The following is a 12,432-nucleotide window of genomic DNA, read 5'->3' on the forward strand; positions in this document are numbered from 1 at the left end:
CGTCAAGCGGCAAGGCGATTGGCGTGGTGGTGCCAGGCGGTCGCCTCGTCATAGACGGTGCCGGTTTTGAGACATCCATGCAGGATGCCGACGAGCCGGTTGGCGAGCTGACGCAAAGCAGCGTGGTGGCCGAGGTCACGGGCGCGCTGGCGGTCGTAGTAGGCACGGGCTCCAGGCGAGGCGCTCAGCGCGGCAAAGGCCTGGGCATCAAGGGCGTCGATGAGCCGGTCGTTATGCACAAACCGGGCCAGGACCACCTTCTTCTTGCCGGAGGCGCGGGTGATCGGCGAGGTGGCGGCGTAGTTCTTGCGCGCCTTGGCCGAGGCGTAGCGCAGCGGATCATCGCCGAACTCAGCAAGCACCCGGGCACCGAGGATCGGCCCCAGCCCGGGCTGGGAGGTGAGGATCTCAGCGGCCGGGTGTGCCCCAAAATGCTCCCGCACCCCTCCTTCCAGGACCGTGATCTGCTCGTTGAGCACGGTGAGGATCGCCACCGTCGAACGGACGGTGGCGGCATAGGCCGCACTCACGACCACAGGCTGGCCCAGATGCCTCTCGCGCAGTGCGGCGTGGATCACGGTGGCCTTCTGGCGCAGGTCACCACGGCGGTGGGCGCGTTTGAGGGCGGCGCTGATCTGGGCGATGGTCAGCTGCTTCGCCTCGGCCGGAGTGGGAGCCGTGGCCAGCAGGTGCAAAGCATCGGCGGCGGCCAGGTCCGCAAAGGCGATCAGGGCGGCCGGGAAGTAGTCGCGTAATGCGTGCCGCAGCCGCTGGGTATGGCGGGTGCGTTCCCAGATCAAGGTTTTGTGCGCTCGCGCGAGCACTTTGACGGCCTCGGCTTCGGCGCTGTCGCCTGCGACGGGACGCAGTTGATGGGCATCGGTGCGGACCATGTCGGGGGAGCATGTGCGCATCGGCGGCATCGCTCTTGGCCCCCGACACGCTCAACCGCTCGCGATAGCGCGATGCCTGCAGCGGGTTGACCCCGAACACCTGGTAGCCGGCGGCCAGCAGCGCCGCCACCCATGGGCCCCGGTCGGTCTCGATCCCGATGACGACCTCAACATCGTCGGCGTCATCGGCTATATGTTCGCCGATCATCGCATGCAGCCGGGCCATCCCGGCCAGGCCCTCGGACAGACGCGCTTTGGCCAGGGTCTGGCCTGAGCCGTCCATCAGCTCGACGTCGTGATGCGCCTCGGCCCAGTCGTCTCCGACAAACAGTCGCATCGCTTCTCCCGTCTTCGGTATCGCTCATCAGCAGCCCGCGGGAGAGGCATCGGCGACCTAATCAAGCAGTGCTCACACCGCATGCGGCAGGCACGACATCCCAGCAGCGATCGACTCTCCCGGCCGACCGACAGGGGCACGATCTTTTTCAGGACTCCTTGAGGGGTCCAAGGGGGCGCAGTGCTCACCTGCCAGCGGCCACCAGGCCCGAGTCTGCCCGATGGCGGACCCGTTAGGAATGATTAGGGGGGCGCAGACCGGCCCGTCCCCGGTCGATCGAGGACGGGCCGGCAGCAAGCACCACTTGATCACCGAGGCCACCGGCATCCCCCTTGCGGTGATCTTGACCGGCGCCAACCGCAACGACGTCACCCAGCTACGCCCGCTGCTGGAGGCCATCCCCAAGGTGCGCGGCAAGCGTGGCCGGCCCCGGCAGCGTCCCGACGTGGTGCTCGCCGACCGCGGCTACGACCACGACAAGTACCGCGCCTTGGTACGCGAGTTGCAGATCCGTCCCCTGATCGCTCGGCGCGGCACTGAACACGGCTCCGGCCTGGGCAAACAACGTTGGGTCGTCGAACAGACCTTCGCCCTGCTGCACGCCTTCAGACGCCTGCGCATCCGCTGGGAAGTCCGCGCCGACATCCACGAGGCCTTCCTCAAGCTCGCCTGCGCGCTCATCTGCTGGCGGCGCCTCACTTCATTGCGTTAGCAGCTCTTATCGGAGGACAGGACATCAGAGACGGGCTTGTCAGAACGCGAAGACGTTGCCGGTGTGGGAGTACATCGCGCAGGGGTTGCCGAACGTCTCCTCGTAACGGAACGCCTGACCGTCCCAGGTGCCGACCGCCAGCACGGTGACCGGGTCGTACTCCATGGTGCACGACATCACGGAGGTCGGGTCCAGGGCCGAGGGGTCGCCGCCGACCCGCTCCAGCTCGCCGCAGGCCGAGGCCGCCCGCGGGTGGGTGCCGCCGTGCGGATAGCAGCGCAGGACGGCCTGCCTCATCGAGGACAGGGACGTCATCGAGGACAGGCGCGTCGCGCCCTCGGCGACGGAGAGGGTGAAGGCCCTCATCCGAGTGGCCGACCGGTCCGCGCCGAGCAGGGACTCCCAGGAGTCCGGATGATCCGCGCGGACGGTCGCATCCGACAGGAGCGCGGCCGAGGCCGTACCCGACAGGAGTGCCGTACCGGCGAGCAGGACGGGCCCGGCGGTGAGCAGGGCGAAAAGACGTCGCATGGAACCCCCCAGATTTCGCATGACGTCGACCGTTCCAATGGTTCACCGGCAGGGACGAAGGGGCAATCACCCGCTGCGGCGTTTCCCCAGGTCAACATGGCAATCTCGAGGCATGATCAAGTTAAGGTAGATCAGACGTCGGCCAAACCGTTCCGGTTCCATCAACTTGGTAACGGGTTTGTAACGGTATTCATGGATGTCTGATTTATGCCTCTTTAGGGGTTCTTTACCGGCTACGGTCTCCTCTTGTCTCTTTACGCATGCGTGAGTTGCGTCCCGAGTGACTCATGACAAAGAAGGAGCTCCATTGAACTCCCGAGCCAAGCGCCTCACCCTCCCCCTCGGTGGCGCCCTCGTGGCCTCTTCCATGATCGGCGCCTCCCTCGCCGGCACCGCCGAGGCCGCCCAGCAGAGCGCCCCGGACCGCAAGTCGGTCACCCTCGCCTCGTCCGGTAACGCGAAGGCCATCGCGGGCTACTGGACCCCCTCGAAGCTGAAGTCGGCGAAGACCTACGTCACCGAGTCGACCGCCTCCGGCGAGTTCCGCTCCGGTGCCTCGCGCGCCTCCGCCGACGGCAAGCCCGGCGCCGTCGCCCCGACCGGCGAGGGCGGCAAGTCCGCCGGCAAGTCCCGCAACGTCAACCTGCCGATCACCGTCGGCAAGGTCTTCTTCCTCGACGACAAGGGCCAGGAGCGCTGGTGCTCCGGCAGCGCGGTCCAGTCGAACTACCGCAACCTGGTCGCCACCGCCGGCCACTGCGTCTACGACACCGACACGAACAAGCCCTACAGCAACTTCGTGTTCATCCCCGGCTACTACCAGGGCAAGGCTCCCTGGGGCATCTACGTCGGCGCCAAGGTCAACATGCACTACGACTTCGACGTCTACGAGGACTACGACCGCGACTACGCCTTCGTCAACGTCTACAACGGCATCAAGCAGACGGGCGTCAAGGAGATCACCGGTCCGGAGTACGAGAAGGCCAAGGGCTTCAAGTACACCGAGGACGACCCGATCACCAAGGACGAGTTCGAGAAGGGCTTCGACAAGTACGGCCAGCTCGGCCCGTACTGGAAGAAGCTGTCCGACCCGACGGTGGAGACCATCGGCAAGCCGGATGACGCCGAGAAGTACATCGAGGACTACATCAAGGACGGCCGAGGCGGCATCAAGCTGACCGCCGTCGAGGTCACCTCTCTCGACTACGCCAAGGCCCCCACCGGCCTGGACAACGGCGCCAAGTTCGAGCGCTTCAGCGACGACAAGGGCAAGGTCGCCATCAGCGAGGAGCAGTACAAGACGCTCCTCAAGGAGAAGGCCGCCGGGAAGTTCCTCGGCAAGCTCGAGGCCGTCAAGGACGTCAACGGCACCGAGATCGCCTGGTACAAGACCCAGTACTTCATCAAGAAGTGGGTCAAGACCACGGTGAAGGAGCTGTACTTCCTCACTCACTACTATGTGGTGCTGCTGGCCGACGTCGGCCGCCTGGGCGACAACGTCGGCGGCCAGGGCTTCGCGTGGAACCAGAGGACCGGCAAGAAGGTCTTCGCGTTCGGCTACCCCGCCTCCGCTCACCTGGACGGCGACAAGGTCTACAGCGGCCACACCATGAAGTGGTGCTACGGCGCCACCTCCAACGCCCCGGACGTTGCGGCCTACAAGGCGCAGGAGCACCAGGCGATCAAGTGCGCCTTCACCCCGGGCGCCAGCGGCGGCCCGTTCCTGCTGCAGTACAAGAACAGCAAGCGGACCGGTTACCTCAACGGCGTCGTGAGCCTCACGATCGACAGCGACGGCAACAACCGCTACGACCGGGTCACCACGCCGTACTTCGACGGTGAGACCTACGGCATCTACAAGTACGCTGCCAACCTCTGGACCGGGAAGTTCCCCGTCTCCTAGGGCACAGTCTCCCGGTCGGCGGCCCGGCCCCGCCGGGTCACCGGCCTCTGAGTGACGTTGAAGGACCCGAGATTCCTCTCGGGTCCTTCAACCTCTTGACGGGGTGCTTACGTATCTCAAGACATGATGGACCGGACAATGCCGTCAGAGCAGTTCGTACGGCAAGCTGCCTAAAACTAAGTTGATCTGGAAAAATCACCCCTTGCAACTATCTATAGCCTTCCAATCCTGAGAGGAATCTCCCCATGTCCCCCCGCGCACGGCGCCTCGCGGCCGCATTCGCCGCGGTGGTCGCTGCCTGCGTGACGACGGTGTCCGGGTTCACGGGGAGCGCCGCTGCCAGCCCTTACTACGTGCCGGGCAGCGTCACCTCCATCCAGCTGACCAAGAACAGCGCGGACATGAAGAGGATCGCGGAGTACTGGAGCCCGGCCCGGCTCCAGAAGGCCCAGGACAACACCCCGGCCACCCCTCAGGTCAAGCCGACCGACGGCGGCGCCTCCACGGCCTCGGCCACACCCACGAGCGGGGGCACCGCCACCACGGCCTCCGGCGGCAAGGACACCACGACGACAACGACGGCCGCCCCTGCGAAGACCGGCCTGCAGACCGTCCGGCCCACACTTCCCACCAAGCGGGCCCCGGGCACCGGCACCCTCCCCATCACCGTCGGGAAGGTGTTCTTCCGGATCGGCGACGCCGACTACTGGTGCTCCGCCTCCTCGGTGGCCTCCTCCGGCCGCAACCTGGTCGCCACGGCCGGCCACTGCGCCTACGACCCCAAGCAGGGCAAGGCGGCCGAGTACTGGATCTTCATCCCCGGCTACGACAAGGGCGCCACGCCGTACGGGATCTACGTCGGGCACTCGATCAACCTGCACGACCGTTTCCCCGGCTGGGGCGACTACGACTACGACTACGCCTTCGTCTCGGTGCACAACGGCTTCCGGTGGAAGCCGGGCAAGACCGCCGGCACCTACGAGATGGAGAGCGTCGGCAACCTGGAGGACAACGTCGGCGGGCAGGGCCTGACGACCAGGCGCGGCGTGGGCCTGCTCACCTTCGCCTTCGGCTATCCGGCCTCCGCCAACGTCGACGGCACCCGGCCCTACAACGGCCAGGAGCTCAAGCGCTGCGACGACCGCACGACCAAGCGCCCGGCGCCCACCCGCCTGGTGGAGTACGGCCTGGCGATCAGGTGCACCTTCACCGCCGGGGCGAGCGGCGGCCCCTGGCTGGTCGACTACGACTTCAAGAACGCGCTCGGCTATCTGAACGGCGTCAACAGCTTCACCTGGGACGTCAACACCGACAAGAAGTACGATCTGCTCTCCTCGCCGTACTTCGTCGCCTCGACCTACACGGTGTACCAGTGGGCGTCTACCCGTCGCGCTCCATGATCTTTCGGTTTACCGCCGAACCTTAGCCAGACCTTAAAAGAACCTTAAATGCACCTTAAGGCAGCCTTAGACAACGTTTGACCCCCCGTCCCGCTGCGTAGGTTCGTTCCTTGTTCTCCCCGCGATCTCCCGATTGATCGGGAAATATTGCTGTGCAAGGAGCACCTCGTGAAGCACTCCCTTCTTCCCCTCGGCGGCGCCGTACTCGCCACCGGTCTTCTGGCGGCGGGCCTGGCCGGCACCGCCCAGGCCGCCCCCGACAGCGCCACCGACCCGATGGCCAGGAACAACGCCGACGCGGTATCCGTCGTCGACTTCTGGGCCTCCTCCAACTTCGCGGCCCTGAAGCGGGCCACGGCCTTCTACCCCGACATCGACGGGCCGAAGCTGAACTCCGGCGGCAAGCCCTCCACCGACGGCCGCGCGGGCACGGTCGCGCCGACCGGCGCCGAGAAGCCGACCCCGAGCCTGGCCAAGAACGTCAACCTGCCCAAGACCATCGGCAAGGTGTTCTTCGTCGTCAACGGCGAGTACCGGTGGTGCTCGGCCACCTCGGTCCAGTCGAAGTACCGCAACCTGGTCGCCACGGCCGGTCACTGCGTCTACGACCCGGACAGCAACGGCCACGTCATGGACAAGTGGGTCTTCGTCCCGGGTTACTACCAGGGCAAGGCCCCGTGGGGCATCTACGTCGGCAAGCAGGCCTGGACGCACTACGACTTCGACGTCTACGAGGACTACGACAAGGACTACGCCTTCGTCACCGTCTACAACGGCGTGCTGTTCAACGGCGTCAAGCAGGTCACCCCGTCGGAGTACAAGTCCTTCACCGGGCCCAAGTGGACCAGCAAGGGCCACTACTACATCGCCCTGTCCAAGGACGCCGGCCGCCTCGGCGACAACGTCGGCGGGCTGGGCTTCAGCTGGAACCAGCCGACCGGCAAGCCGGTCTACGTCTTCGGCTACCCGCAGGCCCCGCACCCCGACGGCGACAAGCCCTACACCGGCGTGACGCCCAAGTACCTGTACGGCAAGCCGTCCGGCAAGGTCTACGTCTCCGCGGCCCACAAGGTCGAGGAGCACGTCGGTCTCAAGGGCTCCTTCACGCCGGGCGCCGACGGCGGCCCGTGGGTGACGCAGTACAGCAGCAGCCGGCGCCTGGGCTACGTCAACGGCGTGACCAGCCTCTTCGGCGACCAGGACCAGAACAACCGCTACGACCTGGTCACCTCGGCGTACTTCGACGGCGAGACGGCCGACATCTACAAGAAGGCGGCCAACGTCTGGTCCGGCCGCATCGTCGGCCCGAACGGCGAGCTGTACAAGTAGGAGCGCCCTTCAGGTTCTTCGAGCAACACGCGGGACCCGGCTTACGCCGCCGGGTCCCGTTTGCGTTTTCCGGAGCCTCAAAGCCGTTCTCCGGAAGCCTGAGACCGTTTTCCGGACTCTCCCGGGCATGGATCCCCGGATTGATCGCCCGCGTTAGACGTGGCTCGGCCCCAATCGGTGCCATCAGTCTTATGTGATGTGCGTCACACTACCGTTGTCACTGATAGCAATCATTCGATCACGTCACATCCGTCACACCCGGCACAAGCTCACCCCTATCTGCGAAAACGCCGCCCATTCACCCCACATGCAACACGAGTGTCAAACCTTAATTCATGTTACGGAATGGTATCGGCACACCGGGGTCGATCTTCGGTTCCCCGATCGGCTTCCACTTTTCAAGATCCGGGCTGTATGTTCCTGGCTATCCCTTTACTGACGCATGGGACGCAAGATGCGTTCCACGACAGACCAAGGAGTTCCCTTGAAGCGCATCCTCCTCCCCGCCGGTGGTGCCGTGCTCGCCACCGGTCTGCTGGCCGCTGGTCTGGCCGGCGCCGCTCAGGCTGACCCGGTTTCCGCCACCGACCCGATGGCCAAGAACACCGCTGAGGCCAAGTCCGTTGCCAGCTTCTGGACCGCCTCCAACAACGAGGCCCTGAAGCAGGCCACGGCGTACTACTGGGACGCCAAGGAGCTGCCCAAGCTGGTCTCCGGTGGCAAGCCCTCCGCCGACGGCAAGGCCGGCTCGGTCCTGCCCACCGGTGAGGCCAAGGTCGTCACCCCCAAGGTGAAGAACATCAACCTGCCGAAGACCATCGGCAAGGTGTTCTTCGTCAACAAGAAGGGCGAGTACAAGTGGTGCTCGGCCACCTCCATCCACGCTAAGTACCGCAACCTGGTCGCCACGGCCGGCCACTGCGTCTACGACGTGGAGAACAACGGCCACACCCTCGACAACTGGGTGTTCGTCCCCGGTTACTACCAGGGCAAGGCTCCGTGGGGCATCTACGTCGGCAAGCAGGCGTGGACGCACTACGACTTCGACGTCTACGAGGACTACGACCGCGACTACGCGTTCGTGACCGTTTACAACGGTATCCACGAGAACGGCGAGAAGCAGGTCACGGGCGACGAGTTCGCCAAGTTCACCGGTCCGAAGTGGACCAAGGACGCCTGGATCACCGAGGCCGAGTACAAGACCCTGCTGGACAAGTACGGCCCCAACGGCCCGCAGTTCACCGTCCCGGAGAGCAACACCTCCGAGAAGGTCGGCCACGACTACCCGGGCAAGAAGACCCTCGGCACCGTCGAGGTCACCGAGCTCGGCTGGGAAGCGGCCAAGAAGAACACCGTTATCGACAACATCTTCAAGAACGGTGAGATCGCTCCCGGTGGCAAGGACAGGGTCGTCAAGGTCCTGACCGAGTCCGAGTACAAGGAGCTCCTCGCCAAGAAGGCTGCTGGCGGTTTCCTCGGCAAGCTCGAGGAAGTCAAGCAGGGCGACCTCGTTGTCGGCTGGCGTTCGATCCAGTACTACGTCAACCAGTGGTACAAGATCGACGACGTCAAGTTCGGCGTTCGTAGCTTCTTCATCGGCCTGTCCAAGGACGCCGGTCGTCTGGGCGACAACGTCGGTGGCCAGGGCTTCGCCTGGAACCAGAAGACCGGCCAGCCGGTCTACATCTTCGGCTACCCGGCGGCTGCCCACGGTGACGGCAACAAGCCGTTCACCGGTGTCACGCCGAAGTGGTGCTACGGCAAGCCCACGGGCAAGGTGTACGTCTCTGCGGCCCACAAGGTCGAGGAGCACGTGGGTCTGAAGTGCTCGATGACCCCGGGTGCCGACGGCTCCCCGTGGCTCATCAAGTACAACAACAGCAAGCGTCTGGGCCTCGTCAACGGTGTCACCAGCCTGTTCGGTGACCAGGACGGCAACAGCCGCTACGACCTCAGCACCTCCGCCTACTTCGACGGCGAGACCGCTGAGATCTACAACAAGGCCGCCAACGTCTGGTCCGGCCGCATCGTTGGCCCGAACGGCGAGCTGTACAAGTAAGCCGTACGGATCTGACGATCCCGAGCTAGAGGGTCCAAACCTCTAGTTCACCCCAGCTCTAAACGGAGGGACCTGGTCTTCGGACCGGGTCCCTTCGTCGTTGTCCGGACCTTGTCGAGACTCGTGACCGAATTCCCAGGTAACGCCTCTACCAGGGACGATGCATGGTCGCTACGGTTGCTGGAACCCCTCTTGTGTGACGTCTGAGACGTATGAGGCGTCACCCCACCCTGGAGTCATCGTGAACCCCCGCGCAAAGCACCTCCTCATCCCCTTGACGATCGCCGGTCTGTCCGCTGCGGCTCTGACCTCCCCCGCCCACGCGGCCGCACCGGAGTTCGACCGTGCCCCTCTCGCACCCGGCGCACCTGGCGCCTACGCGGTCGCCAGGTTCTGGCTTGACGCCAACGGCGCCGCGCTGAAGAAGGCCACCCAGTACAACTGGGACGCCAAGGAGGTCACCAAGCTGGTGGCCACCCAGGGCGACACCAGTGACGGCAAGGCCGGCAGCGTGGCCCCCACCGGCGGCGAGAGCGGCCCCTCCGCCAAGGTGAAGAACGTCAATCTGCCCAGGACCATCGGCAAGGTGTTCTTCCTCGACCACAAGGGCCAGCCCCGCTGGTGCTCGGGCACCTCGATCCAGTCGACCTACCGCAACCTCGTCGCCACCGCCGGCCACTGCGCCTACGACGTCGAGGGCAACAAGGAGGTCGTGAGCAACTGGGTCTTCATCCCGGGCTACTACCAGGGCAAGGCCCCCTGGGGTGTCTACGTCGGCCAGGCCGCCTTCACTCACTACAACTTCTCCGCCTACGAGGACTTCGACCACGACTACGCCTTCGTCGCGGTCTACAACGGCTTCGTGTTCAACGGCGAGAAGGAGGTCACCAAGGGTGAGTTCTCCGAGTGGGCCGGTGGCAGGTGGATCGAACACGAGGAACTGAAGGACGTCTCCGGCAAGACCGCCAAGCAGCAGTTCGAGGAGGGATTCTCCAAGTACGGTCCGCTCGGCCCCTACTGGTCCAAGGACTTCGACGCCACTCCGGACAAGGTCGGACACGACTACAAGGGCGAGAAGACTCTGACCAAGATCGAGGTCACCGAGAAGGCGTACGAGGAGGCTCCGAGACACTCCGAAGCCAGAGTCAACGGTGAGCGCTATGACTCCACCGCGCCGGTGACCGTACCGATCACGGAGACCGAGTACAAGGAGCTGGCGAAGGCCAAGAGCGAGGGCAAGTTCCTCGGCAAGGTCGAGGCCAGAGACGGTGGCTGGAACAAGACCCAGTACTACATCAAGCAGTGGGTCAAGAGCGGCAAGACGATCAAGTACTTCCGCGACCACTACGTCATCGGCCTGGCCAAGGAGACCGGCCGTCTCGGTGAGGTCGTCGGCGGGCAGGGCTTCGCGTGGAACCAGAAGGTCGGCCAGCCGGTCTTCGCCTTCGGCTACCCCGCCGCCCCGCACCCCGACGGTGACAAGCCCTACACCGGCCTGACGCCGAAGTACTGCTACGGCAAGACCGGCACCCGCACCTACGGGGTCAGCGACTACAAGGTCGAGGACCAGATCGCGCTGAAGTGCTCGATGACCCCGGGCGCCGACGGCGGCCCGTGGATCCTCAAGTACAACAACACCAAGCGCCTGGGCTTCGTCAACGGTGTGACCAGCCTCTTCCACGACCAGGACGGCAACGAGCGCATCGACTTCGTCAGCTCGCCGTACTTCGACGGCGACGCCGCCGGGGTCTACGACGAGGCCAACGTGGTCAGGAACACCAGGATCGTCAGCGACAAGGGTGAGCTCCTCCGCTAGGAGCCTCCCGCCTGCGGCGTCGAGGGGCCCGGTCTTCGGACCGGGCCCCTTTCACGTGTCCTAGGCCGGGACGAGCTGGCGCATCCGCTCGCCCAGCGCCGCCACCGGCGACTCGGCGGAGTGCGGGCGCAGGCGCCGCCACAGGTCCCTGAGGTAGGAGCGGGTCCTGGCCGACTGGAGCCCGCCGGCCAGATCCAGCGCCTCGCCCGCCGCCGCGCACGCCTCCTCCACCCGCCCGCGGCGCAGCAGGCCCGCGGCCAGCAGCGACAGGTTGAACATGCGCCCGCGCACGAACCGCCCGTCCATCTGCAGCGACCGCCGCGCGTGCCGTACGGCCTGCTCCCCGTCGCCCAGGTCGCGGAAGCAGTGGGCGAACTTGGCCGACATGTAGGCCTCGTCGAAGTAGGCGATCCAGCCGGGCTCCTGGCCCGCCTTCCTGCGGTCGAAGGCCTCCTCGGCGCGGTGCAGCGCCTTGGCGCAGGCCGCGCCGTCCTCGCGCAGGGCGTGGGAGTGGGCCTCCAGGACGTAGGCTTCGGCGAGCAGCGCGGGGATGCCCGCGCGCTGGGCCGACAGCTGGGCCGCCCTGGCGAGGTCGAGGGCGTGGACGGGCTGGCCGAGGTAGACGGCCTGGTGGCTCATCCCGGCGAGGATCTCCCCGCCGAGACCGTGGTCGCCCGCTCCCCTGGCCAGGTGCAGCGCCTGGATGAGATAGCGCTGCGCCACGCCGTGGTGCTCCAGGTCGTAGGCCATCCAGCCGGCCAGTCTGGTCAGCTCCGCCGCGGCCGAGGCGAGCTCCTTGCCGGTGGCCTCGGCGTAGGAGCCGTCGTTGAGCAGCGGCGCGACGGCGGTGTCCAGGTATTTCACGACCGCCGAGCGGATCCGCCCGCCGCCGAACCTGTTGTCCAGCTCGCCGAAGGACCGGGTCACCTCCCGGATCGCGGCGATGTCGGCCATGCCCACCCTCCGGGAGCCTCCCGCCACGGGACGCGTCTGCGCCGGGAGGGCGAGCCATTTCACGGCGCCGACGGAACCGGCTCCGATCACGAAGGTGGAGTCGAGCAGGAACCTGCGCCTCTCGACGTCGGCTCGCCACAGTGCTGTCACGCTTGCAACCCCCTCATGCCAGGTGTGATTGAACTCCTGCCCGAGATCGAGGGGGGATGACGCGGGCAGTCCCAGATCCTCCGGGGTGACCGTACGGCCGAGCCGGAGGGTGAAGATCTCGGACAGCAGGCCCGGGACGGGCTCCCTGGGCCGCTGGCCACCGAGCCAGCGCATGACCGAGCTGTGGTCGTACCGCAACCCGGTCAGGCCGCGGATCCTGCCGAGATCGTTGAGCCTTCTGGCCACTCCGTTGTAGGTGAAGCCGGCCTCGGCCATGAGCCGTTTGAGCAGTCGGTTGGGCTCGCGTTCCATCGCTCTCCTCGACGGTGGGGAAATGCGGGGGAGCGC

Annotated in this window: 7 protein-coding genes and 2 pseudogenes; 6 read left to right on the forward strand and 3 right to left on the reverse strand. The window is 66.0% G+C overall.

Annotated elements, in window-relative coordinates; all coding sequences use genetic code 11:
• Positions 1-2 precede the first annotated feature (2 nt).
• Positions 3-1,230, reverse strand: a pseudogene (locus Psi01_RS33515) (IS110 family RNA-guided transposase).
• Between the two features lie 247 nt (positions 1,231-1,477).
• On the opposite strand from Psi01_RS33515, the pseudogene Psi01_RS33520 reads away from it, so the two are divergent.
• Positions 1,478-1,942 (forward strand): annotated as a pseudogene (locus Psi01_RS33520) (IS5 family transposase); the annotation flags it as partial.
• A gap of 39 nt (positions 1,943-1,981) precedes the next feature.
• On the opposite strand, the gene Psi01_RS33525 reads toward Psi01_RS33520, so the two are convergent.
• Entirely contained in the window at positions 1,982-2,473 is a 492-nt protein-coding gene (locus Psi01_RS33525) for an SSI family serine proteinase inhibitor (protein ID WP_204068156.1), read from the reverse strand.
• A gap of 355 nt (positions 2,474-2,828) precedes the next feature.
• Here Psi01_RS33525 and Psi01_RS33530 point away from each other — a divergent pair, with 355 nt between their 5' ends.
• From Psi01_RS33530 to Psi01_RS33550, 5 genes are all read left to right on the forward strand, one after another.
• Entirely contained in the window at positions 2,829-4,376 is a 1,548-nt protein-coding gene (locus Psi01_RS33530; RefSeq protein ID WP_239128220.1) for a trypsin-like serine peptidase, read from the forward strand.
• A 245-nt stretch (positions 4,377-4,621) separates the two neighbouring features.
• Positions 4,622-5,776, forward strand: coding sequence for a trypsin-like serine peptidase (locus Psi01_RS33535; RefSeq protein WP_204068157.1), 1,155 nt, complete (start codon positions 4,622-4,624; stop codon positions 5,774-5,776).
• Between the two features lie 168 nt (positions 5,777-5,944).
• The gene (locus tag Psi01_RS33540) at positions 5,945-7,105 is read left to right on the forward strand and encodes a trypsin-like serine peptidase (protein ID WP_204068158.1); all 1,161 of its coding nucleotides are present in this window, start codon (positions 5,945-5,947) and stop codon (positions 7,103-7,105) included.
• Positions 7,106-7,589: 484 nt separating this feature from the next.
• On the forward strand, positions 7,590-9,164 hold the full coding sequence (locus tag Psi01_RS33545; protein ID WP_204068159.1) for a trypsin-like serine peptidase: 1,575 nt from the start codon (positions 7,590-7,592) through the stop codon (positions 9,162-9,164).
• A gap of 241 nt (positions 9,165-9,405) precedes the next feature.
• Positions 9,406-10,980, forward strand: coding sequence for a trypsin-like serine peptidase (locus Psi01_RS33550; RefSeq protein ID WP_204068160.1), 1,575 nt, complete (start codon positions 9,406-9,408; stop codon positions 10,978-10,980).
• 60 nt (positions 10,981-11,040) lie between these two features.
• Here the strand turns inward: Psi01_RS33550 and Psi01_RS33555 are convergent, their stop codons facing one another.
• Positions 11,041-12,396, reverse strand: coding sequence for an NsdA family TPR-like regulatory protein (locus Psi01_RS33555; protein ID WP_204068161.1), 1,356 nt, complete (start codon positions 12,394-12,396; stop codon positions 11,041-11,043).
• Between the last annotated feature and the right edge of the window lie 36 nt (positions 12,397-12,432).

It is taken from the genome of Paraplanobispora siamensis, from assembly GCF_016863175.1.
GTDB lineage: Bacteria > Actinomycetota > Actinomycetes > Streptosporangiales > Streptosporangiaceae > Planobispora > Planobispora siamensis.